The 23,597-nt window shown below is 71.6% G+C and carries 24 protein-coding genes and 2 pseudogenes; 15 read left to right on the plus strand and 11 right to left on the minus strand.

Annotated elements, in window-relative coordinates; genetic code table 11:
* Positions 1-7 precede the first annotated feature (7 nt).
* Positions 8-829 (minus strand): ABC transporter permease, encoded by an 822-nt coding sequence (locus AB0L56_RS14075; protein WP_365422790.1) that lies wholly within the window; start codon positions 827-829, stop codon positions 8-10.
* Positions 826-1,797: an ATP-binding cassette domain-containing protein gene (locus AB0L56_RS14080; protein ID WP_361037071.1), complete on the minus strand. Its 972-nt coding sequence runs from the start codon at positions 1,795-1,797 to the stop codon at positions 826-828. Before AB0L56_RS14080 ends, AB0L56_RS14075 begins: the two co-directional genes overlap by 4 nt.
* Positions 1,798-1,884: 87 nt before the next feature.
* Here AB0L56_RS14080 and AB0L56_RS14085 point away from each other — a divergent pair, with 87 nt between their 5' ends.
* Entirely contained in the window at positions 1,885-2,661 is a 777-nt protein-coding gene (locus AB0L56_RS14085) for a TetR/AcrR family transcriptional regulator (RefSeq protein WP_365422793.1), read from the plus strand.
* A 21-nt stretch (positions 2,662-2,682) separates the two neighbouring features.
* Here the strand turns inward: AB0L56_RS14085 and AB0L56_RS14090 are convergent, their stop codons facing one another.
* The gene (locus tag AB0L56_RS14090; RefSeq protein ID WP_365422796.1) at positions 2,683-3,669 is read right to left on the minus strand and encodes a WD40 repeat domain-containing protein; all 987 of its coding nucleotides are present in this window, start codon (positions 3,667-3,669) and stop codon (positions 2,683-2,685) included.
* An 88-nt stretch (positions 3,670-3,757) separates the two neighbouring features.
* On the opposite strand from AB0L56_RS14090, the gene AB0L56_RS14095 reads away from it, so the two are divergent.
* The 4 genes from AB0L56_RS14095 to AB0L56_RS14110 all read left to right on the plus strand — a co-directional run bounded on the left by AB0L56_RS14095 (position 3,758) and on the right by AB0L56_RS14110 (position 6,186).
* Positions 3,758-4,453: an SGNH/GDSL hydrolase family protein gene (locus tag AB0L56_RS14095; RefSeq protein WP_365422799.1), complete on the plus strand. Its 696-nt coding sequence runs from the start codon at positions 3,758-3,760 to the stop codon at positions 4,451-4,453.
* Between the two features lie 67 nt (positions 4,454-4,520).
* The gene (locus AB0L56_RS14100) at positions 4,521-4,751 is read left to right on the plus strand and encodes a type II toxin-antitoxin system VapB family antitoxin (RefSeq protein ID WP_365422802.1); all 231 of its coding nucleotides are present in this window, start codon (positions 4,521-4,523) and stop codon (positions 4,749-4,751) included.
* A complete protein-coding gene (locus AB0L56_RS14105; RefSeq protein WP_365422805.1) occupies positions 4,733-5,149 on the plus strand; it encodes a PIN domain nuclease in 417 nt (138 codons plus the stop codon). Before AB0L56_RS14100 ends, AB0L56_RS14105 begins: the two co-directional genes overlap by 19 nt.
* Before the next feature lie 44 nt (positions 5,150-5,193).
* Complete coding sequence (locus tag AB0L56_RS14110) at positions 5,194-6,186, plus strand: aldo/keto reductase (protein ID WP_361037083.1); 993 nt, start codon at positions 5,194-5,196, stop codon at positions 6,184-6,186.
* Positions 6,187-6,318: 132 nt separating this feature from the next.
* On the opposite strand, the gene thpR is transcribed toward AB0L56_RS14110, so the two are convergent.
* A complete protein-coding gene (gene thpR, locus AB0L56_RS14115; RefSeq protein WP_365422809.1) occupies positions 6,319-6,891 on the minus strand; it encodes an RNA 2',3'-cyclic phosphodiesterase in 573 nt (190 codons plus the stop codon).
* 104 nt (positions 6,892-6,995) lie between these two features.
* Here thpR and AB0L56_RS14120 point away from each other — a divergent pair, with 104 nt between their 5' ends.
* On the plus strand, positions 6,996-7,541 hold the full coding sequence (locus AB0L56_RS14120) for a Uma2 family endonuclease (RefSeq protein WP_365422812.1): 546 nt from the start codon (positions 6,996-6,998) through the stop codon (positions 7,539-7,541).
* Here the strand turns inward: AB0L56_RS14120 and AB0L56_RS14125 are convergent.
* Both AB0L56_RS14125 and AB0L56_RS14130 read right to left on the minus strand, forming a co-directional pair.
* Positions 7,514-8,878, minus strand: coding sequence for an MFS transporter (locus AB0L56_RS14125; RefSeq protein ID WP_365422815.1), 1,365 nt, complete (start codon positions 8,876-8,878; stop codon positions 7,514-7,516). The two genes, AB0L56_RS14120 and AB0L56_RS14125, sit on opposite strands and share 28 nt — an antisense overlap.
* Before the next feature lie 29 nt (positions 8,879-8,907).
* Entirely contained in the window at positions 8,908-9,345 is a 438-nt protein-coding gene (locus AB0L56_RS14130) for a MarR family transcriptional regulator (protein ID WP_361037091.1), read from the minus strand.
* A 152-nt stretch (positions 9,346-9,497) separates the two neighbouring features.
* Between AB0L56_RS14130 and AB0L56_RS14135 the strand changes: the two genes are divergently transcribed.
* On the plus strand, positions 9,498-9,686 hold the full coding sequence (locus AB0L56_RS14135) for a CopG family antitoxin (RefSeq protein ID WP_365422818.1): 189 nt from the start codon (positions 9,498-9,500) through the stop codon (positions 9,684-9,686).
* A gap of 15 nt (positions 9,687-9,701) precedes the next feature.
* Here AB0L56_RS14135 and AB0L56_RS14140 read toward each other — a convergent pair whose 3' ends face one another.
* A complete protein-coding gene (locus AB0L56_RS14140; RefSeq protein WP_365422821.1) occupies positions 9,702-11,153 on the minus strand; it encodes an NCS2 family permease in 1,452 nt (483 codons plus the stop codon).
* A gap of 214 nt (positions 11,154-11,367) precedes the next feature.
* Here AB0L56_RS14140 and AB0L56_RS14145 point away from each other — a divergent pair, with 214 nt between their 5' ends.
* On the plus strand, positions 11,368-11,664 hold the full coding sequence (locus AB0L56_RS14145) for a DUF2530 domain-containing protein (RefSeq protein ID WP_365422824.1): 297 nt from the start codon (positions 11,368-11,370) through the stop codon (positions 11,662-11,664).
* 317 nt (positions 11,665-11,981) lie between these two features.
* On the opposite strand, the gene AB0L56_RS14150 is transcribed toward AB0L56_RS14145, so the two are convergent.
* Positions 11,982-15,143: a molecular chaperone Hsp90 gene (locus tag AB0L56_RS14150; protein WP_365422827.1), complete on the minus strand. Its 3,162-nt coding sequence runs from the start codon at positions 15,141-15,143 to the stop codon at positions 11,982-11,984.
* A gap of 420 nt (positions 15,144-15,563) precedes the next feature.
* Between AB0L56_RS14150 and AB0L56_RS14155 the strand changes: the two genes are divergently transcribed.
* A complete protein-coding gene (locus AB0L56_RS14155) occupies positions 15,564-16,280 on the plus strand; it encodes a M23 family metallopeptidase (protein WP_365422830.1) in 717 nt (238 codons plus the stop codon).
* Positions 16,281-16,399: 119 nt separating this feature from the next.
* Here the strand turns inward: AB0L56_RS14155 and AB0L56_RS14160 are convergent.
* Together AB0L56_RS14160 and AB0L56_RS14165 are read right to left on the minus strand one after the other, a co-directional pair.
* Positions 16,400-16,608 (minus strand): annotated as a pseudogene (locus tag AB0L56_RS14160) (DUF397 domain-containing protein).
* A 14-nt stretch (positions 16,609-16,622) separates the two neighbouring features.
* Positions 16,623-16,736 (minus strand): annotated as a pseudogene (locus AB0L56_RS14165) (DUF397 domain-containing protein); the annotation flags it as partial.
* Between the two features lie 334 nt (positions 16,737-17,070).
* Between AB0L56_RS14165 and AB0L56_RS14170 the strand changes: the two are divergent.
* The gene (locus AB0L56_RS14170) at positions 17,071-17,946 is read left to right on the plus strand and encodes a helix-turn-helix domain-containing protein (RefSeq protein ID WP_365422833.1); all 876 of its coding nucleotides are present in this window, start codon (positions 17,071-17,073) and stop codon (positions 17,944-17,946) included.
* An 88-nt stretch (positions 17,947-18,034) separates the two neighbouring features.
* Complete coding sequence (locus AB0L56_RS14175; RefSeq protein WP_365422836.1) at positions 18,035-18,382, plus strand: hypothetical protein; 348 nt, start codon at positions 18,035-18,037, stop codon at positions 18,380-18,382.
* A gap of 276 nt (positions 18,383-18,658) precedes the next feature.
* Here AB0L56_RS14175 and AB0L56_RS14180 read toward each other — a convergent pair whose 3' ends face one another.
* Positions 18,659-19,585, minus strand: coding sequence for a DUF3027 domain-containing protein (locus tag AB0L56_RS14180; protein ID WP_365422838.1), 927 nt, complete (start codon positions 19,583-19,585; stop codon positions 18,659-18,661).
* A gap of 386 nt (positions 19,586-19,971) precedes the next feature.
* Between AB0L56_RS14180 and AB0L56_RS14185 the strand changes: the two genes are divergently transcribed.
* The 4 genes from AB0L56_RS14185 (at position 19,972) to AB0L56_RS14200 (ending at position 23,570) form a co-directional block, all read left to right on the plus strand.
* Positions 19,972-21,405 (plus strand): MFS transporter, encoded by a 1,434-nt coding sequence (locus AB0L56_RS14185; RefSeq protein ID WP_365422841.1) that lies wholly within the window; start codon positions 19,972-19,974, stop codon positions 21,403-21,405.
* Positions 21,406-21,467: 62 nt separating this feature from the next.
* Positions 21,468-21,968 (plus strand): DUF2771 domain-containing protein, encoded by a 501-nt coding sequence (locus AB0L56_RS14190; RefSeq protein WP_361031417.1) that lies wholly within the window; start codon positions 21,468-21,470, stop codon positions 21,966-21,968.
* Entirely contained in the window at positions 21,935-22,714 is a 780-nt protein-coding gene (locus AB0L56_RS14195) for a futalosine hydrolase (protein WP_365422844.1), read from the plus strand. The genes AB0L56_RS14190 and AB0L56_RS14195 overlap by 34 nt, the downstream gene beginning before the upstream one ends.
* Entirely contained in the window at positions 22,701-23,570 is an 870-nt protein-coding gene (locus AB0L56_RS14200) for a 1,4-dihydroxy-6-naphthoate synthase (RefSeq protein WP_365423209.1), read from the plus strand. The genes AB0L56_RS14195 and AB0L56_RS14200 overlap by 14 nt, the downstream gene beginning before the upstream one ends.
* Positions 23,571-23,597: the final 27 nt, after the last annotated feature.

Here is a 23,597-nt window from a genome sequence, read left to right on the forward strand (position 1 = left end):
CCTCGCCTCAGCGGCTGAGCCGCTGGAACCTCCGTACCGCAAGCGGTAGGAAGAGTGCTGTCAGGACGACCGGCCACAGGCCCGCCATCAGCAGGGCGTGTTGTTCGACCCAGGAGTCGGCGCCGCCGATCGGGGTGCCGAAGAGTTCGCGGGTTGCCGCGGCCGTTGAGGAGATCGGGTTCCAGGCCGCCACCCAGCCCAGCCAGTCCGGCATGAGCTGTGGGGCGACGAAGATGCTGGAGATCATCGTCAGCAGGAACGCGACGGCGAACAGACTACCGGCCGCCTCCGGGTTGGGCACCAGCAGACCCAGCCAGATGCCGAGCCAGATCAGTGCGAACCGCAGCCACAGCAGCAGCCCGAACGCGGCGAAGAAGCCCCAGCCGCCGTCCGGACGCCAGCCCATGGCGAGCGCGGTCAGCATCATGATCGCCAACTCGGCGCAGGCGACGATCAGATCGGTCACCCCGCGTCCGGCCACCACCGCGGAGGAGGCCATCGGCATGGAGCGGAAGCGGTCGATGACGCCCTTGGTGGAGTCGTGGACCACGACGGTCGCGGTGTTGATGAAGCCGAAGGCCATGGTCATCACGAACATGCCCGGCATCAGGAAGTCCTTGTAGTCGCCGCCCCCGGGCACCTGCATCGCGCTGCCGAAGACATAGCCGTACAGGAGGACCGACAGGATCGGGAAGCCCAGCTGCCAGGCGATGTTGACGGGCTGGCGCTGGTAGTAGGTCAGGCCCCGGCGGACGATGTTCCAGCAGTCCGCGAGCGCCCAGTACGCGCGGCCGTGCGGGGCAGGGCCGGCCGGGTCGAGCGTGCTCAAGCCGCCGCCTCCTTCTTCTCCGTGCGGTGTCCGGTCAGGCGCAGGAACACGTCGTCGAGGCTGGGCCTGCGCAACCCGATGTCCTCGACCCGTACGCCCTCGTCCTGGAGGGTGCGCGCGACGTCCGTCAGCGCGGCCACCCGCTCGGTCACGGGGGCGTGCACCCGCAACTCGCCGTCGTCCGACTCGGGTTCGCCGTCGGCGACCCGGGCGACGACCTTCGCCACGCGCGGGATCTCGGAGCGGTCGGCAACGACCACCTCGATGCGGTCGCCGCCGACCAGGTTCTTCAGCCCCTCCGGGGTGTCGTCGGCGATGGCCCGGCCCTGGTCGATGACGGTGATCCGGGAGGCGAGCCGGTCGGCCTCCTCCAGATACTGCGTGGTCAGCAGCACGGTCGTGCCGTCCGCCACCAACGCCCGTACGGACTCCCAGACTTCGCCGCGGCTGCGGGGGTCGAGCCCCGTCGTCGGTTCGTCGAGGAACAGCACGGCCGGTGCGAGGATCATCGAGGCGGCGAGGTCGAGGCGGCGCCGCATGCCGCCGCTGTAGTCGCCGACGCCCTTCTCGGCGGCGTCGGTCAGGCCGAACCGATCCAGCAGCTCGGCGGCCCGCAGCCGGGCCCGCCGGCCGCCCAGGTGGAACAGCCGCCCGAACATCTCCAGGTTCTGCCGTCCGGTGAGCACCTCGTCCACGGCCGCGTACTGGCCGGTGAGTCCTATCCGCGCCCGCACCTCGCGCGGCCGGCGGGCGAGGTCGATGCCGGCCACGGTGGCACGGCCGCCGTCGAGCCGGAGCAGCGTCGACAGGATGCGCACGGCGGTGGTCTTGCCGGCGCCGTTCGGTCCGAGCAGTCCGTGCACGGTGCCCTCGCGGACGGCGAGGTCGAAGCCGTCGAGGGCGCGCTTGTCGCCGTAGCGCTTCTCCAGTCCCTCGGCCAGGACGGCGTAGCCGTCGTCGTTGTCCATGGGTCCCCCTTCCAATAACCGAGTACACCGTACCCGATTGCGCGTACAGCGTACCCAGTTTTTTGGCCCGGTTCTAAACTGGCCCCCATGAGCAGCGGCACGGGCGGTACCGAGACCAGCGGCAGCGGCGACGTCGCGCGCACCCTCGACCTGCTGTGGGACACCGGCCCACGGCCCAGCCGGGGGCCGAAACCGGGGCTCACGCTGGAGCGCATCGTGGAGGCCGCCATTGAGGTCGCCGACCGCGACGGGATCGGCGCGCTGTCGATGCGCCGGATCGCCACGGAGCTGGGCACCGGCACCATGTCCCTGTACCGGTACGTCCCCGGCAAGGCGGAGCTGCTCGACCTGATACTGGACCGGGTGCAGCGCGCGTCGGACAACCCCGCGGACCTCGGCGACGGCGGCTGGCGGTCGGCCCTCGAGGCCCTGGGCCGGGCCACCCTCGCCCTGTACCGGCGGCACCCGTGGCTGCTGGAGGTCAACCAGTCCCGCCCGATCCTCGGCCCGAGCGCCCTGGACGGCATGGAGAAGGTGCTCTCCCGGATCAAGCCGATGGGCCTGTCCGACCCCGAACTGCTGTCGGCGATCATCATGATCGACGGGTATGTGGTCGGGGCTGCCCGTACCCAGCTGTACCACGAGGAGGCCGAGCGCAGCTCGGGGCTGACGAACGCGCAGTTCTGGGAGGCCCAGCGGCCGGCCCTGGAGAAGGCCATGCTCAGCGGGCGCTACCCCGTCCTGGCCGGGCTCTCCGAGGACACCTTCGGCCCCGACTTCGACCACTTCGAGTTCGGGCTCCAGCGCATCCTGGACGGCCTGGAGGTGCTCGTCGCCCGGCGGACGGCGGGTGAGGGCGGCTGAACGCGCCTCAAGGCGTCCAACTCAGCCCCTGCGACGCCGCCGGGCCAGCCCGAACAGGATCGCGACGACGACGGCCACCGCGACGGCGCCGCCCCCGACCTTGACCGTGTCGCCGCCCTCCTCACCCGCGGTGTTCTTCCCGTCCTCCGCACGGGCGCCGTTCCCGCCACCGCCGCCGTCCCCGTTTCCGCCGCCGGGAGCCTCCCGGGACTCCACCGGGCTCTGGGTGCCCTCGCTGCCGTACAGCAGCCGGGACCCGTCGGCGGAGAAGGTCACGGACTCGCCCTGCCCCTGGAGCGGCACGCTCAGCCGCCCCTTGCGCTGGAGCTTCCCGCCGTTCCAGGCGTAGTGGATGCCCCCGAAGTAGCCGCGTACGGCGAGGTCCTGGCCGTCCGGGGAGAGCGCGGCGTCGGTGGCCCACAGTTCCACGGGGGCGACCGGCCGGAACACGTTGTCGCCTTCCGTCGAGAGCTTCGCGGGCCCCTCGTACAGGTGCCCGCCCTCCTCCTTCTTGTCGATGATGTACACACGCCCGGTCTTCGGGTGCACGACCAACGACTCGGCGTCCCGGGCCCCGTCGGAGTACTTCACGACGTACTGCGTGGCCCGCACGGTCGCGTCCTCCAGCCGTTCGGGCTCGGGGAGTTCGTAGATCCAGACGTACGGCCACGAGCCGCCGAGGTTGTCCCCGATGTCGCCGACGAAGATCCTGTTGCCGGGTCCGACCGAGATGGCCTCGACGTCCCGGGGCGCGCCCACACCGGTGAGGGTGAGGCGGGCGACGGTCTCGCCGGTCGCCCCGTCGACGGCGTACAGGTAGGGGCCGTCGTCGCTGTCGTTGTGGGTCCAGTGGACGCCGGGGTGGAGGCGGGAGGCGGCGAGCCCGCTGGACTCGGTGATGCGCGGGTCCTTGATCGCGAAACCGTCGTCGCCGTCGGCGGCGGAGGCGGGCACGGCCAGCGCACCCACAAGAAGGATCGCTGCGAGCAGGGCGAGAGGTCGGCGCATGAGCCAAGACTGCCATCGTCCGGCGCACTTCACGCCGGGTGTCCGGGCTCACATCGCGGCGGCCCGGCCGATCATCCATGATGATCGTGTGCTCAGGTTCATGCCCGTAGGTGACTCGATGACGATCGGGAGCGCGGGTGAACACACCTGGCGCTACCGGCTGTGGCAGCACCTGTGCACGGCGTACGGCCGCCCCTTCACGCTGGTGGGCCCGCGCGAGACGCTCCACGACCCGTCGACGGACGCGCCCACGTCGTACGCGTACGCCGACCCCGACTTCCCCCGCGGCCACCTGGCCGGCTGGGGCGAGGGCTGGCATCACATGGCCCCGCTGATCCGCGAGCACGTGCGCTCCTGCCGGGCGGATGTGCTGCTGGTGTCGCTGGGCCTGATCGACCTGGGCTTCTACACCAACGCCGAGCAGACGGCGGACAACGTCCGCGCGTTCGTCGCCGGGGCGCGGGCCGCCAACCCGCGCGTCCGCGTGGCCGTCATGCCGGTGATCCGCAACATACGGGTGGAGAACGACGCGCCCTTCGCCGAACAGGTCGACCGCTTCAACGACCTCCTGGCGAAGACCGTCGCGGACCTGGACGAGCCGGACTCCCCGCTCCTGCTGGTCCCGCCACCGGCGTCGTACGACTTCCACACGGACACCTACGACGGCACCCACCCCAACGAAACCGGCGAACACAAGCTCGCGGCGGCGTTCGCGGAGGCGATGTGGCACGGGTGGGGGCTGGGCGGGCCGTACGGGGCGTGGGCCTTGGACGGGCGTCGCTGATTGATATCGAGTGATGCGATTTTTGATATCCTTGTGTGGTCGCACCCTGCCCGCACAGGAGGTCCGTATGGCACGAACGGTCATCGACGTCGACGACGACAAACTGGCTGAGGCCGCCGAGATCTTCGGGACCACCACCAAGGTGGCCACGGTGAACGCCGCTCTCGAAGACGCCATCAAGCGCCGGAAGCGGGAGTCGTTCCTGAACTGGCTGGCAGAGGGAGGGCTGCCTGATCTCACGGGCCCCGTGGAGGAATCGTCCGCATCGCGAGGAGCCGCGTGCCCCAGCGGTACCTGATCGACAAGTCGGCGCTGGCCCGTTATCCGAAGCCGACGGTCCGCGGCGTCATCGACCCGTTGCACAACGCCGGACTGCTCGCGGTGTGCGGCGCGGTCGAGCTCGAAGTTCTGCACAGCGCCCGGACCAAGGCGGACGCCGAGCGGATTCGCGATGAAATGCGCGGCTTTGACTGGCTTCCCACACCTGACGAGGCCTGGGATCGAGCACTCGAGGTGCAAACGCTCCTCATCCAGGCGGGGAACTGGAAAGCGCTGTCCGTCTCCGACCTGATCATCGCGGCGACGGCGGAGCGCCACGGCGCCGTCGTCCTGCACTACGACGGCGATTTCGACATGATCGCCTCGGTCACCGCACAGCCGACGGCCTGGGTGGTCCCGGCAGGTACCGCCGACTGAGTCCCCTTGCATAGAGCGCACTCCAGGCCGTTGGCTGGACGACCATGAAGTACACGCAGCTCGGACGCACGGGACTCAAAGTCAGCCGGCTCGTCCTCGGGACGATGAACTTCGGTCCGCAGACCGACGAGGCCGACAGCCACACCATCATGGACGCCGCGCTGGACGCGGGTCTGAATTTCTTCGACACCGCCAATGTGTACGGCTGGGGCGAGAACAAGGGCCGAACCGAGAGGATCATCGGCAGCTGGTTCGCCAACGGCGGGGGACGCCGCGACAAGGTCGTGCTGGCGACCAAGGTGTACGGCAACATGGGTCCCGACGGCGAGGCCTGGCCCAACCACGACAAGCTGTCCGCGGTGAACATCCGGCGGTCGGTCGACGCCTCGCTGAAGCGGCTGCGGACCGACTACATCGACGTCTATCAGTTCCACCACATCGACCGGAACACCCCGTTCGAGGAGATCTGGCAGGCGATCGACGTCCTGATCCAGCAGGGCAAGGTCCTCTACGCCGGTTCCTCGAACTTCCCCGGCTACAAGATCGCCCAGGCGAACGAGATCGCCGCCCGGCGCTGCGGGACCATCGGGCTGGTCAGCGAGCAGTGCCTGTACAACCTCGCCGAGCGCCGCGCCGAGATGGAGGTCATCCCGGCCGCGCAGGAGTACGGGCTCGGCGTCATCCCGTGGTCGCCGCTGCACGGCGGTCTGCTGGGCGGTGTGATCAGGAAGGAGGCCGAGGGCGGTCGCCGCGCCTCCGGACGGGCCGCCGACACGCTCGCCGACCCGGCCGCGCGCGCCCGGATCCAGGCGTACGAGGACCTGCTCGCCAAGCACGGCATCGAGCCCGGCGAGGCCGCGCTGGCCTGGCTGCTCACCCGGCCCGGGGTGACCGGCCCGATCGTCGGCCCGCGTACCGCCGCCCAGCTCGCGTCCGCGCTGGGGGCGCTCGACGTGGAGCTGAGCGAGGAGCTGCTGACCTCGCTGGACGAGATCTTCCCGGGTCCCGGGCCGGCGCCGGAGGCCTTCGCCTGGTAGCGCCGGGCACGCCGTGACGGCCGGCGGCGGCGCTACCTTCCGAGCGCCGCCGCCAGCGCCACGACGACGAACATCAGCACGAGCGCACCGGCCATGATCCGGTTCCGGGTCTTCGGGTCCACGCCGTCGAGCCTAACCGGCCGCGCCCAGTGCCTGACGGGCGACCGCCTCGTAACGGGGCTGCTCGCCCGGCGTCCCGGACGTCGGCAGGTTGCTGCGCACCAGCACCAGCTCGTCGACGGTCCAGGTACGGCTGCGGAACTCGTGCAGGGCCCGCACATACGGCCGTACGTCGACGGCGTCCCGGCTGCGGGCGACGGTCAGGTGGGCCTTGTAGCGGCGGTGCTCGTCCATCGGCAGGCCCGCCTTCCGCGCGGCGGCCTCGGTCCGCTCGGACAGCAGCCGCATGGTGCGCAGATCCCCTTCCGCACCGGTCCACAGCGCCCGGCCCCGCCCGAACTGACCGCCACCGCTGAGCGCCAGCGGGAACGGTCCGGTCCGCGCCGCGGCCCGCGCCAGCCGTGCGGTGAGCTCCGGCACCAGGTCGTCGTCCACCTCCCCGTAGAAGGCGAGCGTGAAGTGCCACCCGGCCCGCCCGGTCCACCGCATCCCTTCGGCCCCGGGCAGCTCCTTGAGCCGCCCCACCTCGACAGCGAGCTCCCGGATGACGTCCTCGGGCGGCAACACGGCGGCGAAGAGTCTCATACGTCCAGTCTCACAGGGGAACGTGCGTACGCTCACACGTGTCCTGGTCGCCGTGCGTCTCGTTGTACTGCGCGGTTGCATTTCCGCAGAGCGACAGGAACCGGATGACCGACGGCGGCGTACTCACCCTCGACATGATGTTCGAGTGGCTGGAGGGGCTGGTCCCCGAGGGATACAAGTACGAGATCGTGGGCGGTCACGTCTTTTTCACGCCCCAGCGGGACACCCACTGGGACATCACCATCGGCATCCTTGAGCAACTGCGCGCCCGGTACCCGATCAAGCGTCTGTTGTCCGACGTCCGGAGGGACTACCCGGGGCATCTCAACGGCTTCGCCCCCGACGTGGTGGCCCTTGGCGAAGACAGTCCCGAGGCCGAGTTCGTCGCCGAGGTGATCTCCAGAGAGACCGCCGGCAACGACTACGGCCCCAAGAAGGCGGCCTACGCGGCCGCAGGTGTGCCGGTGTACCTGATCGTCGATCCGTACACCGCCGAGTGGCACCTGCACACCCTGCCCCGGGACGGCAGGTACCACGGCTACGTCCGCTTCGGCTTCGGCGGAGAGATCGACCTGACCGGAACGGTGGTCGGTCTCACCCTCAGGACCGACGGCTTCCCCCGTTACGCCACCGGCGCCAAGCCCCGCTGACCCTCGCGCGGTACGAAGCGGACGCGGGGGTGGCCCGCGTGCCAGCCGATCGACAGCCGCAGGCCGCCGACCCTGGCCAGGATCAGGCCGATGACGGCCGCCGCGGCGACCGCGATCGCGCCGCCGGCCGCGAAGCCGACGCGGGCGCCGTAGGTGTCGGTGACCCAGCCGACGATCGGGGCGCCGACCGGGGAGCCGCCGAGGAAGACCATCATGTAGAGGGCCATGACGCGACCGCGCACCGCCGGGTCGGTGGCCATCTGGAGGCTGGTGTTGGTGGTGACGTTGACCGTCATCGAGAACAGCCCCAGCGGCACCATCAGCAGGGCGAACATCCACAGCTGCGGCGCGGTGGAGGCGAGGATCTCCAGCGTGCCGAAGGCCAGCGCGGCCAGGATCAGCAGCCGCAGCCGGGCCGTGCCGCGCCGGGCGGCGAGCAGGGCGCCGGAGACCGAGCCGACCGCCATCAGCGTGTTGAACATGCTGTAGACGCCCGCGCCGCCGTGGAAGACGTCGTCGGCGAAGGCGGTGAGGTAGACGGGGAAGTTGAAGGCGAAGGTGCCGATGAAGCCGACCAGGACGATGGGCCAGACCAGTTCGGGCCGTCCGGCGACATAGCGCAGGCCCTCCCGGAGCTGTCCCTTGCCGCGCGGGGCGCGCTCGACGGCGTACAGCTCGCGGGAGCGCATCAGCAGCAGCCCGGCCAGCGGTGCGGCGAAGGACAGGCCGTTCAGCAGGAACGCCCAGCCCGTGCCCACGCCGGTGATCAGCAGGCCCGCGACGGCGGGGCCGACCAGCCGGGCGGACTGGAAGTTCGCGGAGTTCAGGCTGACCGCGTTGTGCAGCTGGCCGGGGCCGACCAGCTCGGAGACGAAGGCCTGCCGGGCCGGGTTGTCGACGACCGTGGCGAGGCCGAGGGCGCAGGCGGCGACGTAGATGTGCCAGACCTCGACGCGGCCGGTCAGGGTGAGAACGGCGAGCGCGAGCGCGGTGAGCGCCATCGCGGACTGGGTGACGAAGAGCGTGGGCCGCTTGCGCAGACGGTCGACGAGGACGCCGCCGTACAGGCCGAACAGCAGCATCGGCAGGAACTGCAGGGCGGTGGTGATGCCGACGGCGGCGGCGGAGCCGGTGAGGCTGAGCACCAGCCAGTCCTGGGCGATGCGCTGCATCCAGGTGCCGATGTTGGAAACGACCTGGCCGAGGAAGAACAGGCGGTAGTTCCTGACCCTCAGCGAGGAGAACATCGAGTTGCTGCGGGCGGGGGTGTCGAGGGCGGACGGGGTGTCGAGGGGTTCAGGTGCGGGGGCGGAAGTTGCTCCGGGTCCCGTACTCAAAGGGGGTCATCTCCTCGGATGCGTGTACGTCAGATGTGTGCGAGCTTCTCCAGCACGGGTGCGGCGGCACGGAGCTTCGCCCACTCGTCCTCGTCGAGGTTCTCCACCAGGGACGCCAGGAACGCGTTCCGCTTGCGGCGGCTCTCCTCGAGCATCGCCTCGGCCTGCTCGGTCGGTGTGACGACCTTCTGGCGCCGGTCGTCGGGGTGGGCCTCCAGGCGGACCAGGCCCTTGGCCTCGAGCAGGGCGACGATGCGGGTCATGGACGGCGGCTGGACATGCTCCCTGCGGGCCAGCTCACCGGGGGTGGCGCGGCCGCAGCGGGCCAGGGTGCCGAGCACCGACATCTCGGTGGGGCTGAGCGACTCGTCGACGCGCTGGTGCTTGAGCCGACGGGACAGCCGCATCACGGCGGATCGGAGGGCGTTCACGGCGGCTGCGTCGTCGCCATGGCTGAAGTCCGGCATGTTCGTTAGCGTAACTTATTACCCTCGCTAAATACCACTCGGGGCGCGTGCCGATCGCGGTGACACCGGCCACTGCGGTCATGTGACGTCACCCGTACGAGTGGTCCGTCGGCGAAACGCCACCCACCGCACCGTGGTGTGCGGCAACGCTCATGGCCATGGGGACCGACGTGCTCAGCCTGCGCATCGACCGCGAACTGCTCGAACGGCTCCGGGAGCATGCCGCCAAACGCGGCATGAGCGTCCAGGACTATGTCGTCCGGACGCTCACGCGCGATGACTTCGACCAGCGGTTCCGTACCGCCGTCGAGGAGACGGAGAGGTTTTACGGGGTCACCTGAGACCCCGCGGCTGTATTAGGTCAGGCCCAGTGCCGGCATCAGGTAGTAGAACGCGAAGACCGCCGCCACCGCGTACATCGCCGGCGGGACCTCCCGGCCGCGGCCGGCCGCCAGGCGCAGCACCGCGAAGGTGATGAAGCCCATGCCGATGCCGTTGGTGATCGAGTAGGTGAACGGCATCATCATCATCGTGACGAAGGCGGGGATGGCGATCGTGTAGTCGGCCCAGTCGATCTCCGTGACCGAGCCGGCCAGGATCAGGAAGCCCACCGCGAGCAGCGCGGGGGTCGCCGCCTGGGACGGGACCATCGTGGCGATGGGCGTGAGGAACAGCGCCACCGCGAACAGCCCGCCGGTGACCACATTGGCGAAGCCGGTCCGCGCACCCTCGCCGACCCCGGCGGTGGACTCCACGAACGCGGTGGTGGCCGAGGAGGAGCTGGCACCGCCCGCCGCGACCGCGACACCGTCGATGAACAGCACCTTGTTGATGCCGGGCATCTGACCCTGCGCGTCGGTCAGCTTGGCCTCGTCCGAGATGCCCATGATCGTGCCCATCGCGTCGAAGAAGCACGACAGCAGCACGGTGAAGACGAACAGCACGCCGGTCAGCACCCCGACTTTGCCGAAGCCGCCGAACAGGCTGACCTGGCCGATCAGACCGAAATCGGGGGTGGCGACCGGGTTGCCGGGCCACATGGGCGTGGTCAGGCCCCAGGAGGGGACGTCGGCGAGGGCGTCGATGACCATGGCCACGACCGTCATCGCCACGATGGAGACGAGGATCGCGCCGGGCACCTTGCGCACGATCAGCGCCAGCGTGAGCAGGGCGCCGAGCACGAAGACGAGGACGGGCCAGCCGTTGAGGTGGCCGTCGGCACCGAGCTGGAGCGGGACGGTGGTCTGGGCGGCGTCCGGGATCCGGGAGACGAAGCCGGCGTCGACCAGCCCGATCAGCATGATGAACAGGCCGATACCGATGGCGATGGCCTTGCGCAGCCCGTACGGGACCGCGTTCATCACGCGCTCGCGCAGACCGGTGGCGACCAACAGCATCACGACGAATCCGGCCAGCACCACCATGCCCATGGCGTCCGGCCATGACATGCGGGGCGCGAGCTGGAGCGCGACGACCGAGTTCACACCCAGGCCGGCGGCCAGCGCGATCGGGACGTTGCCGATGACACCCATGAGGAGCGTGGTGAACGCCGCGGTCAGGGCGGTCGCGGTGACCAGCTGACCGTTGTCGAGCTGGTTGCCGTACACATCCTTCGCGCTGCCCAGGATGATCGGGTTCAGCACGATGATGTAGGCCATGGCGAAGAAGGTGGCGAAACCGCCGCGGATCTCACGGGACAGGGTGCTGCCGCGCTCGGTGATCCGGAAGTAGCGGTCGAGGGCGCCGGACGCGGCGCCGGACCCCGGCTGCTCGGGGGTGGGGGCCTTGGTGGGGGCCGACGGGGACATGCGGGGACCTCATCACCGGCGGGCTCCCCCCAAAGCCCTTTGGCGTTTTCTACGAATGAAAGTGGTCAGAGACAAACGGTTTCAGTATGAACATATAGCGTCGCAAAAGCCATCTCCGCGCGTAGAACCGCCGTAGAACCGCGGAGAACAGCGCTGCCGGGCCGGGACCCAGGCGCGGCGCACCCCACCCGCTCCGCCTCGTAAGCTTGTCCGCATGGCCGGGCTATTTTCGGGATCCCCCAAGCACGAGGCGCCGGAGCCCCTGGAGGGCCCCGTGGTCGCCACCATCATCGGCGGCACGATCCTCTGGTTCGTCCTGTTCCTGGTGCAGCTGCCGTTCTACGGCTGGTTCGACGAGCACGGCCACATCTGGTGGCTGTGGACGTGCCTGGCCGGCGGCGGGCTGGGCCTCATCGGCATCTGGTACGTCCGCAGGCGTGAGGCCGCGCTCAAGCGCGCCCGGTCCGAGGAGACGGACGACGCGGAGCCGGACCACTCCCCCGCCCCGTAGGCCGACTGAGACGGCCGGGCCCCGACCCCCAACTGCCGTCCGTACGACGGCCGTACGACTGCAGTGCCGCGCAGTTCCCCGCGCCCCTAGGGGTTCAGCCCGCTGTGTTCCGGCTGCGGGTGCGCGGTGGCTGGTCGCGCAGTCCCCGCGCCCCTGGGGAACTGCAGGCACCGCCCGCCGAACCCATACCCGCCAGCGGCACGGGGAGCTTCAAACACGGCCCGCCGAAACCCCCCAGGGGCGCGGGGAACTGCGCGACCAGCCACGACGGACCCGCAGCCGGGGGACGAGGAGCCGGCCCCTCTCGGACGTCGCGCTCAGTCGAACCAGCGGTCGCGAGCCAGTTCCTCCGTCCGCGACGGGTCCTCCAGCAGCGCCGCGACTTCGAAGCGCCGCGGCCACTGACCCGCCGCCCAGGCGAGCCCCGCCGCCACCCCCTCCAGCGTCGCCGCGTGCAACACACCGTCGTCCGTCAGCCGCCAGTCGATTTCCACTCCGTCGACGACAAGCTCCTCGTGCTCCACATACGACGCCGGCGTCCCCGCCCCCAGCAGCACCCGCACCGCCTCCGGTACGTCGTGCTCGGTGCCCTCGGAGTGCACCTCCCCGGTCACGGACTCGCTCAGCCGCCGCACCTGGAACAGCTCCGCCAGCTCGGCGGCCCGCGCCGGCCGTACCGGCAGCAGCGGCACGCCGGAGGTGAACGGCAGCAGGTCGGGCGAGTCGACGACCACCGCGTCCGCCGCGTCCACGACCTCGACCCGCCCGTCCACCACGGCCCGCAGATCGTCCGGCAGGGTCACCTGCTCGGGGTCCAGCTCGGCCAGCGCCCCGTACAGGCCGTGCAGCTGGGCGGCCGTGACCGGGCGCTCGGGGTCGGCGAGCCGGTCGAGCAGTTCCGCCGCGCCGCCCGGCTCGTCTAGGAGCGCCGCCACGGAGGTCCGTACGCCCAGCGCCCGCAGCACCTGCTCGTCCTCGAACCCGGTCGCGTCGGCCTCCTCGTACAGGCCCCGCAGCAGCGGGTCGCTGCCGGCCGCCCGCAGTCCGGCGGGGCGGCGCCCGCCGATCACCGGGTGCCCGCGCAGCCACCACGCGGTGTACGGCCGTACGACCTCGTGGGTGCCGTCGTGCAGCAGGATCCGTACCGGCTGGACGAGCGCGTCGCGCAGCGGAGGCCGGGACAGCAGGGCGAGGGCCTGCGGCCACCGGTCGTCGTCCACGAGGTCCAGGTCGCGCACGGCGACGATCTCGGTGGCGACCGGCGGAACCGGGCTGTCCGGGAAGCGGTCGAGGACGTCCTCGCTCCACACGTCCACGGCGTCCAGCAGGCCGGGGTCGTCGGGCTCGGTGAAGTCGCCCTCCCGGGGCTCGAGTTCGTCCGGGTCGAGCACCACGTCCGTGGCGCGGACCAGCGCGAAGTCCGCCAGCACCCCGCACGCGGCAAGCGGCTGTTCGCCCCACTTCCCGGCGAGTTCGGCGTCCACGGCGGGCAGCTCGCCCTCCCGCATGACCTGCGCGAAGGGACCGCCGGGGAAGACGAGTTCGCAGGCCGGCGAGAGTTCGCCGTCCTCGTCGGGGAGGGCGAGCGCGCCGAGCCACGGCTCGTCACCGGGTTCGAGTCCGGCGTCGCGCACCAGAGCGAGCACGGTGTCGGCGAGTTCCTCGGCGTCGAGGGCGTCCTCCTCCCAGTTCACGCCGCCCTCGTCGTCCAGGGAGGCGGCGACGGCGGCCCGTACCTGCGGGGTGGTGAGGACCGCGCGCGGGGTGGCGGGGAGGGCGCCGAGCTTCTCCAGCAGGGGGTGCGCGGCGTCCGGGTGGGCGACCTTGAGGCCGAGCCGGCCGAGGAGTCCGGCGTCGAGGGAGGCCGAGTCGGGAGTGGGCAGCAGCACCTGACGTGGGCCGATCGTGGTGCGCGCCGCCCCGGAGCCGAAGCGCTCGGCGGACTCCCCGGCCAGCGGCACCGGCAGCCCGGACAGCCGGTCCGGGTCGACTCCGGCGAGGGTGTCGTACAGCCGCCGCCACCAGTCGGGGGACTTCTCCAGTCCGGCCAGCCGGTCGATCGCCTCGGTGAGCGGCACCCGGGCGACACCGAGGGTGCGCAGCTCGGCACGGCGTTCGAGGCCGGCGGGCAGCAGCGTGGGGAGGACCTCGGCCAGCACGCGTACGGTGTCGGCCCCCGCGCCCTCCACGACCTCGGCGTCCCGGGGACGCAGCGACTGAGGCAGCTCGAAGTCGCCGTCCTGCTCGCCCGGCGCGATCGCGGGCGGCAGGAAAGCGGTGCGCGGCAGCCGTTCGAGGATCGCCCGGCGCAGGGCCCCGTCCAGTTCGCCCTTGGCGAGCGGGCCGGGCACGAGGTCGATGATCCCGGCGGTCACCGGACGCCAGTCGGCGAGCAGCCCGGCGTAGGCATCGGCGGCGCGCTGCACGAGGAAGTCGGTGAGCGGGCCGGGAGCGGCGTGCCGGCGGGTGGAGTCCAGCGGGAAGGAGGCGATGAGCAGGGCGGGCACGCCGAGGGGCTCGTCGCTCGGGGTCGGCGCGTGCACGACGGCGGCGGTCCGGGGCCGCGCGGGAGCGCCCTCGGCGTCCACGGGGACGGCCCAGGTGACCGACCAGTGCGGCCGCAGCCGCTCCTCGACCGGCCGGTCGGCGAGCAGGTCGGGGATGAGCGGCCCGTGCGCGACGGCGGTGCGCCACCGGGTGACGCCGTCCCGGGAGTCCTCGACGACGGTGAGCCCGTCCTCCTCCCGCCGGGTCAGGGTGCGGGGTGCCGCGTCGCCGATCTCGACGACGACCTCCTGAAGGCCCGGGAGGGCGAGCAGCAGGGCGTCGTCGACTGCTTCGAGCAGCCGCTCGGCGAGGTCGGAGGCGGCCGTGTCGCGCAGCGGGAGGATGACGGCCGTGTCGTACGGGGTCGGTGCGGTGCCCTCGGCGGCGAAGGGGAGCCGGAGCAGCGGCACGTGCCCGTCCCGGCGGCGGATCTCGTCCCCCAGCCCGGGGCTGTGCCGCGCGGTGTCCGCGGCGAGCTCCCGTGCCTCGGCCAGCGACCACCGCACCCCGCCGTGCAGCCCGACGACGGCGGGCTCGTCGGTGACGGCGAGGACGGCGGCGAACCCGACGCCAAACCGTCCCACGGCCCGCTCGGACTCGTCGCGCTTGGCGGAGGCACGCAGCGTGGACAGCGACTCGACGCCGGCCGCGTCCAGCGGGGCGCCGGTGTTGGCGGCGACGAGGACGTCGTCGCGCAGGGTGAGCCGGAGCCGTCCCGGCACGCCGGCCCGGGCGGCGGCGTCGGCGGCGTTCTGCGCGAGCTCGACGACGAGACGGTCCCGGTACCCGCCGAGGACGAGGTCCTCCTCGGCGTTGGCGTCCTCACGGAAGCGGGCGGGGCTGGTGGCCCAGGCGTCCAGGACCCCGCGCCGCAGACGCGCCGTACCGAACGGATCGGCACCCTCCGCGGCGGGCCGCACGAACTTGCTCACGTTGACTCTCCTCATCGGCCCTGATCGGCGATGAGGTCGAAGGTACCCCTCCGCCCCGAGGAGGCGCGCACGCCGGGACAGCCGCCGCGATTGCGGAGACGCAGGCCACATTCCAGCCGAGCTCCCGGTGACATGCCGCACAGGCAAAACATCCGGTACTACCCGGAATAGTGGCGAAACATCCTACGCAAAAGCGGAAATTCAGTGCATAACTCTAATCGATCAGCCTGAAATGGGGGATTTGCCCCGTACAAGCCCCTCTGTCAAGAGACGTGCGTCTCACTCCCGACCTACGGCCTTTCGTCGTAGGTCACACCTTTGCGCCGTTATGGGTGGAGGGGCTACCAATGTGTCACCACCGAGGTGCGGACCCATCCGCCCTGGTGGTTTTCCTCTGTCCCCTCCCTTACGAGGTTTTGAATGTTCGAGCGAGTCACGTCCCATTCCTCCCGTCCGTCCCGGATCCGCACCCGTGCGGCCGTGCTGGCCGCCGGCCTGGGGGCCTCGGTCGCACTGGGAGCCGGGGTCGCGGCCGCTGCCGACACCACGGCCGCGTCCGGCGCCGCCAGTGCCGTTCAGGCGCAGGCCGCCGCCCAGGCCAAGGCCGCGAAGACCCAGGCCGCCCAGGCCGAGAAGGCGGCCCTGGCGAAGAAGGCCGCGGCAGCGAAGGCGGTCCAGGCGAAGAACGCGGCGAAGAAGGCCGCCGCGAAGAAGCAGGCGTCCTGGGTCTCCCCGGTGAAGAACTACAAGCTGTCCGCAAGCTTCGCCCAGAACGGCGGCATGTGGGCCTCCAAGCACTCCGGCCAGGACTACGCCGTCCCGACCGGCACCCCGGTCGTCGCCGCCCACGGCGGCACCGTCGTCAAGGCCGGCGGCAACGGCGCCGGCGACGGCCCCGCCTACGGCAACGCCGTCGTCATCAAGCACGGCAACAAGACGTACTCCCAGTACGCCCACCTGTCCTCGGTCAATGTGAAGGTCGGCCAGGTCGTCAAGACCGGTCAGAAGATCGCCCTGTCCGGCAACACCGGCAACTCCAGCGGTCCTCACCTGCACTTCGAGATCCGCACCACGCCGAACTACGGCACCGCCGTGGACCCGGCGAAGTTCCTGCGCGCCAACGGCGTCAACCTCTGACGCACACCGGCAAACACACCCGACCCCGAGCACGGCTCCGCGCCGCCCTCGGGGTCGTTTCAACACCGCACACCTGGTCCGCCTGCTTCTGAAGCAAGCAGGCGGACCAAGTCGCTCACTCAGGCCTCGGACGTGTACGGCGCGAATGCCGCCCACGTGTCCGGGGCGAACGTGATGCGAGGGCCTTCGGAGTTCTTGGAGTCGCGGACACGCACGGTGCCGGGGCTGAAGGCGAGTTCGAGCAGGACTCACCGTTGGTGCCACTGCTGTAGCTGCTCTTGAACCACGCCAACTCGGAGGCGTAGCGGGCGAATTCCTTGCGCATCATGCCTCTCCCAGCATCGAGTCGCGAACTTGGACGGTGCCGGGGCTGACTGCAAGCTCAACGCAGGACTCGCCGTCAGTGCCGTCGCTGTAGCTGCTCTTGAACCACGCCCACTGGGAGACGTTGCGCAATCGGCCCACCTCCAGGAGGCGTTGGGGCCGCTTCCCGGGCAAGACGGTGTGGGCCGAACTACGGCTTACGGCACCGGAACCCGGGATCTGAAGCTCCGGTGTCGTCGGCGCCTTTCCAAGCAAGGACTTGAGGGGAAAGAACCCCACCAAGCCCCACCCCTCCCGCCCGAGGCACGCGATCACTCGGGCGGGTGAACATCACCGGCTCAGCTGGATTTTCGGACCCCAGGCAGCTCTACGCTCAGCGCACACAACCGAAAAAGACTTCGGCCCCCGCCGGGATTGCCGTCCCAGTGCGAGGGCCTGACCACCAAGGAAGTCGAGACCCTTCCCGATGGATACGCAAAACCCTAGCGCGCCCTCTCGCGCGCAGTCAGCCGCCGACGCCAATCCGACCCGATCGCGTCACCACACCGGCGGCGTCATCCACGAGAACACCCGCCACACCACCCGCTTCGTGGTGATCGGCAACCACCTCACCCAGCACAAGGAGCTCTCGCTCCTGGCGATCGGCCTCGGCTGCCACATCCAGTCGCTCCCCACCGGCACCCCCGCGGACATCAAGAGCCTCGCCGCCCGCTTCAAGGAAGGCACCACCCGCATCGCAGCCGCACTGCGCGAGCTGGAAGCCCACGGCTACCTCCGCCGCGAACGCGTCCGTACCCCCACCGGCCGCATCGTCACCCGCACCATCTCCTGCAACCAGCCGGGCCATCGGCGCGAGCATCCCCCCACCCCGCAGCCCCGGCAGACGAGAGAGCGCACACCCCAGCTCCGACCGCGCCCCCGCAAGGCCCTCCCCGCCGTCCCCCAGCCCACCCGCGCCGCAGCCGCCGCACTCCATCAGCAGGCCACCGACCTCCTCACCGGCCTGCGGCGCCGCGACCCCCGCCTGCTGCTCTCCGCCGCCGACACCGAACACCTGGCCCCCGGAGTCATCGCCTGGCTGGAACGCGAGGTCACCCCCACCGCCGTACGCCAGGCGCTCACCACCGACCTGCCGGACGACCCCCTGCGTCGCCCGGCCGCCCTTCTCGCCCACCGCCTCGCCGCCCAACTGCCACCCCCGCCTCCGTACCGCGTCCCGGCCACCCCACCGCCCATCCGTCACGAACTCCGCAACTGCGACGGCTGCGACCGCGCCTTCCGCGCCCCCGAGACCGAAACCCACTGCCGCGACTGCCGGACGACCGCACCACGCACCCGTTGAGCAGGAGAAAGACACCGGAATGTTCGCGCAAGAGCACCTCAGCCGCCCCGGACGACTACCCTGGCCCGTGCACTCCCGGGAGGACTCCATGAGCACGCAGGCCGATCACGGACACGAGCTGGTTCCCCGTCCCGAACAGACCCCGGACGCCCTGCGAGCCGCCCTCGCCGTCGTTGACCCGAAGCGCCTTCCCGAGATGCAGCGGACGAAGGACGAGGCCTTCGCCAAGGCCGTGGAGTGGCAGTCCCTCAGCCCGGTAAGGAGCTGGGTCCTGGCCTGGGCGCGGGACATCGAGATCGCCCGCCGTCCCGACCTCGCCGCCCGTCATACCCGCGCCAGGAGCAGCCTGGAACACGAGGATGCCGCAACCGCCCGGGAGGCGCTGCGGGAACTGAGCGCCGTCCTCGACGAGGCGATGAAGGCAGTACACGCTTGAGCTGGACCTGGGAGTACGCCTTCGGCGCGGAGGAAGCCGCCCGCACTGCTCCCCCGCCTTCCTCGCCGAGATCGAGCGCAAGGCCGACGAACTGGTGAGGGCCGCCGAGGCGCAGTACCTGCACGGCCCCCGTATGACGGAGGGGATCCGAAGGGCGACGACATCATCGTTCCCGGCGGCATGTTCACGTACCAGATCGTCGTCCGCAGAGAGCGGGTGTACGTCCAGATCACGTACCTGGGCTGCTGAAGCCACCGCACTACGCGTAACAGACCCTCACGCGTGCCCCAGTTCCGCCGACGACGTGTCCTCCGTGGCCGGGACCGAGCCGGAGTCGGGGGAGGGGCGGAGGGGGAAGGGGTCGACGCGGGTTTCGTCGATGACCGGCGGGGCCGGCTGCGGGGGCTTCGGCATGACCGCGGCCTCCGAGTGGCCGCCGCAGCCGTAGGCGAGGGAGACGACGTGGCCGTCGGCCGGGGAGAACTCGTTGGCGCACACGCCGAACGCCTGGCCCAGCGAGCCGCCGATCGGGACGAGGAACCCGCAGGACTCGCAGGACGCGGGGGCGGCCCGTGCCGTCGGGGTGTTCGGGCCGAACGCCTGCTCCCAGCGGGCGGCGGCGGACTGCAGCCCGTAGCGGGAGAGGACGCGGGCGCGGCGCAGGCCCAGTTCCTCGGCGACCGCGGCGATCGAGCCGCGGGACGGGGCGACGGGCTGCTCGGCCGGGCTGCCGCCGGTGACCTCGGCGTCCTCGGCCTCCGCCAGGGCGGCGAGGTCCTCGGTCAGCACGGAGTTCGGCGGCGGCTCGTCCGCGCCGGTGTAGCCGGGCTCCAGGCGCGGGTCGTCGGCGGCGGTGGGCAGCAGGTCGCCGGGGCCCAGGTCGCCGGGGCGCAGCCGCTCGCTCCACGGCACCCACTCCGGCGCGAGGACCGCGTCGGCGCCGGGCAGCAGCACCGTCTCGTCGACCGTGACGATCTTGGCGCGGGAGGCGCGGGCGACGGTGACGGCCCAGCGCCAGCCGCGGTAGCCGGGCTCCTTGCAGCCGAAGAAGTGCGTGACGACGCGGTCGCCCTCGGAGACCAGCCCCTCGTGCTCGCCCACGACCCCGGGCGCGGCGGCCTCCTCGGCTGCGGCGCGGGCGAGGTCGACCGCCTCGGCGCACAGACGGTCGGGGGTGCGGCTTCGCGTTGTCGCTGCGCTCACAGGTATCGCTTCTCTCCTACGCCGTCTCACGAGTGCGCCACTCCCAGCGCGGGGGGCGGACGGAGCGGACAGCGGGACCGCGTCGACGTCCGCGCCACAACGTGCTCGGGCGCGCCTCCATCCATTCTGCGGGATGGCTGAGATACGCACGCTACCTGCTCGCGTGCCCTGGGCCTACACCGACGGTCGTTCCCGGTTCCGCGCGCCGGTTTCCGGGAGACGGCAGTCCACTTCGGCGGCGGGTTCCCCGACGCCACCGCGACGCCACCGCGACGGACTCCACCAGCCCGGCCGGCCGCGCGGGGTTGCGCCGTACAGCCGCACCCCGGGTGCCGTCCCTGGCGGATACGGCACTATGCACCGCCTTCTCGGGGCACTATGACGTCGTGGCAACCGCGAGGACACCCCACGGCGCCACCGGGGCCGGTGGGTCGGAAGGGGTCAAGGAGAGCGGCCGACGCCTCGGCACGGGCCGGGCGGGCGGCCGTCTTCGCGCGTGCGGACGCGCCCTGCGCTTCCCGGTGACCAAGACCGCCCGCGGGATCCGCCGGGCGACCCATGCGCACGGCGCCGGGGAGTCCGGGCTCGGCAAGCTGATCGAGCTGCACGGCGTGAACGGCGCCGGCGACGTCATGATCACCGTGGCGCTCGCGTCCACCGTCTTCTTCTCCGTGCCGACGGACGAGGCGCGCGGGCGTGTCGCCCTCTACCTCGCCATCACCATGGCACCGTTCACCCTCCTCGCCCCGGTCGTCGGCCCCCTCCTGGACCGGCTGCCGCACGGCCGCCGTGCCGCGATGGCCGGCGCGATGCTCGCCCGGGCGCTGCTCGCGCTCGTCCTGTCCGGCGCGGTCGTCACCGGCGGGCTCGAGCTGTACCCGGCCGCGCTGGGCGTACTGGTCGCCTCGAAGGCGTACGGCGTGGTCAGAAGCGCGGTCGTGCCGCGGCTGCTGCCGCCCGGCTTCTCCCTGGTGAAGGCGAACTCGCGGGTCACCCTCGGCGGGCTGCTCGCGACCGGGATCGCCGCGCCGATCGGGGCGGGCCTGCACCAGATCGGGCCGCGCTGGCCGCTGTACGGGGCGTTCGCGCTGTTCGTGACGGGGATGCTGCTGTCGTTCCGGCTGCCGCCGAAGGTCGACTCCGCCAAGGGGGAGGCCGTGGCGCTGCTCGCCGCCGACGAGCAGCACCTGCACGGCCCGCACCGCAAGGCGGAGAAGCGTCCCGGGCTGCGCACGGTCGGCCCGGCCGTCACCCACGCGCTGGCCGCCAACGCCTCCATCCGCTGCCTCACCGGATTCCTGATCTTCTTCCTGGCGTTCCTGCTGCGCGAGCATCCGATGTCCGGTCAGAGCGCCGCGGTGTCGCTGGGCATCGTGGGGGTGGCGGCCGGCACGGGCAACGCGCTCGGTACGGCGGTGGGGGCGGGGCTGCGGTCCCGCGCACCGGAGATCATCATCGTGACGGTGGTGGCGTGTGTGATGAGCGCGGCGGTCGTGGCCGCGGTGTTCTTCGGCGCGGTGCTGGTGGCGTGTCTCGCCGCCATCGCCGGGTTCGCGCAGGCGCTGGCCAAGCTGTCGCTGGACGCGCTCATCCAGCGGGACGTGCCCGAGCTGGTGCGGACCTCGGCGTTCGCCCGGTCGGAGACGCTGCTGCAGATGTCGTGGGTGCTGGGCGGCGCCATCGGCATCGCGATGCCGCTGATCGCGTCGCTGGGGCTGGCCGCGGGCGCGGCGATCGTCGCGACGGGCTGGCTGACCACCGTGCGCGGGCTGCTCCGCTCGGCCCGGCAGGGGCACGGAGGGCGGGCGCGAGTGGCGTAACGCTCCGGCCACGCCGTACCCCACGTGGGGAGCGTGGCACACCTGCCCGATAGCCTTCGGCCATGACCACGTTGCCCCGCGGCGCAGCCGCTCTGAGACACCGCGCTGTGCGACGCCGCCGTGCCGTCGCCGCCGCCGGCGCCGTATCGGCCGGACTGCTCGTCCTGGCCGCCTGTGACAAGCCGACGCCGCTGGCCACCATCACGGTGGGCAGTGATTCGGTGAGCTCCGAGGCCACCTGCGGCGGGGAGGGCGAGGCCCTGAACACCCAGGCCATCAACAAGTGCCTGAGGGACAAGGGCGTCGACGAGATCACCGTCGACCCCACCCAGACCGTGCGTTTCGGCGTCGACCCGGAGATCGCCGACAACGGCTGGACCATCCTGATGAACGGTCAGCCGCTGGTCGAGTCCAGCAAGAAGACCTACCAGGCCATCCCGGGCAGCGTGTTCTTCAACGCCCAGTACGGCGCCCAGGGCGACTCGACCCTGGTGTCGATCAAGGAGGGCGAGACGGAGACCACGGGCCTGTGGTCGTTCCGGCTGAAGAAGCAGGAGGACTGATCACGTCCTCGGCACGCGTTCTCGTGGCCACCGCGGTCCCCGTCGAGCGGGACGCGGTGGCCGAGGCGTTCCCCGGGGAGACGGAGCAGGTGCACCTTCCGGGGGTGAGCCTGGTCCGCATGGACGGTGGATTCGATCTGCTGGCCACCGGTGTCGGCCCCGCCGCTGCCGCCGCCTCCACCGCCGCCGCGCTCACCGCCGCCGCACTCGACGGCACCTCCTACGGTCTCGTCGTATGCGCCGGTATCGGCGGGGGGTTCCCTCCCGAGGCGCCGCTCGGCTCGCTCGTCGTCTCCCACACGATCGTCGTGGCCGATCTCGGCGCCGAGACGGCGGACGGCTTCCTCCCCGTCACCGAACTGGGCTTCGGGCACGTCGCGCACCGCTGTCCGAGGTCGCTCGTGCGGGAGGCCGTCCGGGTGACGGGGGCCCGCCCCGGCACCGTCCTCACCGTCTCCACCGCCACCGGCACCGCCCGCCGCGCCGCCGCACTGCGCGCCCGGTACCCGAACGCCCTCGCCGAGGGCATGGAGGGCTTCGGCGTGGCCGAGGCGGCCGTCGCCCAGGGGCGGCCCGTGCTGGAGGTACGGGCGGTGTCGAACCCCGTCGGCCCGCGCGACCGCGCCGCCTGGCGCATCGGCGACGCCCTGAGCGCCCTCACCGAGGGTTTCGGGCAGCTCGCGCCCGTCCTGAAGAGTTGGATCGAGACCGACCGTGACCAGCATGACCACCATGACCACCAGTGAGCACACCGGCGAGCGGGAGCCGCTGCGGATCGCCTACTCCCCCTGCCCGAACGACACCTTCGTCTTCGACGCCCTCGCCCACGGCCGCGTCCCCGGCGCGCCCGCCCTCGACGTGACCTTCGCCGACATCGACGTCACCAACGGGATGGCCGAGCGCGGCGAGCTGGATGTGCTGAAGGTGTCGTACGCGGTGCTGCCGTACGTCCTCGACGACTACGCACTGCTGCCCTGCGGAGGCGCCCTGGGGCGGGGCTGCGGGCCCCTGGTGCTGACCAGGGAGGCCGGGGTGGACCTCACGGGCCGCAGGGTCGCCGTGCCCAGCGAGCGGTCGACGGCGTATCTGCTGTTCCGGCTGTGGGCGGCGGACCTGGTGCCCGGCGGGGTCGGGGAGATCGTGGTGATGCCGTTCCACGAGATCATGCCCGCCGTACGGGACGGGAAGATCGACGCGGGACTGGTGATCCACGAGGCGCGCTTCACGTACCAGGAGTACGGGCTGCACAAGCTCGCCGACATGGGCGAGCACTGGGAGGCCACCACCGGGCTGCCGATCCCGCTGGGCGCGATCATCGCCAAGCGGTCGCTGGGCGCGGAGACGCTGACGCGGCTCGCCGACTCGATCCGTACATCCGTACGAGCCGCATGGGACGACCCCGAGGCGTCGCGTCCGTACGTCATGGAGCACGCCCAGGAGATGGACCCGGCCGTCGCCGATCAGCACATCGGGCTGTACGTCAACGAGTTCACGGCCGGTCTCGGCGAGGACGGCTACGCGGCCGTGCGGGGGCTGCTCACCCGTGCGGCGGCCGAGGGACTGGTGCCGCCCCTCGGCCCGGACGCGCTGCGGTTCCCCTGAACGGCAGCGGGCCGCTCTGGTTCCAGC

Origin of the sequence: Streptomyces sp. NPDC052079 (assembly GCF_040680275.1) — a bacterium.
Taxonomy (GTDB): domain Bacteria; phylum Actinomycetota; class Actinomycetes; order Streptomycetales; family Streptomycetaceae; genus Streptomyces.

What these genes read in the sequence shown, in the direction of transcription:
- AB0L56_RS14190 (WP_361031417.1), top strand. Translation starts at nt 21,468, where the DNA reads ATGACCACGTTGCCCCGCGGCGCAGCCGCTCTGAGACACCGCGCTGTG.
- AB0L56_RS14170 (WP_365422833.1), top strand. Translation starts at nt 17,071, where the DNA reads ATGGATACGCAAAACCCTAGCGCGCCCTCTCGCGCGCAGTCAGCCGCC.
- AB0L56_RS14175 (WP_365422836.1), top strand. Translation starts at nt 18,035, where the DNA reads ATGAGCACGCAGGCCGATCACGGACACGAGCTGGTTCCCCGTCCCGAA.
- AB0L56_RS14140 (WP_365422821.1), bottom strand. Translation starts at nt 11,153, where the DNA reads ATGTCCCCGTCGGCCCCCACCAAGGCCCCCACCCCCGAGCAGCCGGGG.
- AB0L56_RS14110 (WP_361037083.1), top strand. Translation starts at nt 5,194, where the DNA reads ATGAAGTACACGCAGCTCGGACGCACGGGACTCAAAGTCAGCCGGCTC.
- AB0L56_RS14090 (WP_365422796.1), bottom strand. Translation starts at nt 3,669, where the DNA reads ATGCGCCGACCTCTCGCCCTGCTCGCAGCGATCCTTCTTGTGGGTGCG.
- AB0L56_RS14085 (WP_365422793.1), top strand. Translation starts at nt 1,885, where the DNA reads ATGAGCAGCGGCACGGGCGGTACCGAGACCAGCGGCAGCGGCGACGTC.
- AB0L56_RS14130 (WP_361037091.1), bottom strand. Translation starts at nt 9,345, where the DNA reads ATGCCGGACTTCAGCCATGGCGACGACGCAGCCGCCGTGAACGCCCTC.
- AB0L56_RS14120 (WP_365422812.1), top strand. Translation starts at nt 6,996, where the DNA reads ATGACCGACGGCGGCGTACTCACCCTCGACATGATGTTCGAGTGGCTG.
- AB0L56_RS14135 (WP_365422818.1), top strand. Translation starts at nt 9,498, where the DNA reads ATGGCCATGGGGACCGACGTGCTCAGCCTGCGCATCGACCGCGAACTG.
- AB0L56_RS14100 (WP_365422802.1), top strand. Translation starts at nt 4,521, where the DNA reads ATGGCACGAACGGTCATCGACGTCGACGACGACAAACTGGCTGAGGCC.
- AB0L56_RS14080 (WP_361037071.1), bottom strand. Translation starts at nt 1,797, where the DNA reads ATGGACAACGACGACGGCTACGCCGTCCTGGCCGAGGGACTGGAGAAG.
- AB0L56_RS14200 (WP_365423209.1), top strand. Translation starts at nt 22,701, where the DNA reads ATGACCACCAGTGAGCACACCGGCGAGCGGGAGCCGCTGCGGATCGCC.
- AB0L56_RS14145 (WP_365422824.1), top strand. Translation starts at nt 11,368, where the DNA reads ATGGCCGGGCTATTTTCGGGATCCCCCAAGCACGAGGCGCCGGAGCCC.
- thpR (WP_365422809.1), bottom strand. Translation starts at nt 6,891, where the DNA reads ATGAGACTCTTCGCCGCCGTGTTGCCGCCCGAGGACGTCATCCGGGAG.
- AB0L56_RS14155 (WP_365422830.1), top strand. Translation starts at nt 15,564, where the DNA reads ATGTTCGAGCGAGTCACGTCCCATTCCTCCCGTCCGTCCCGGATCCGC.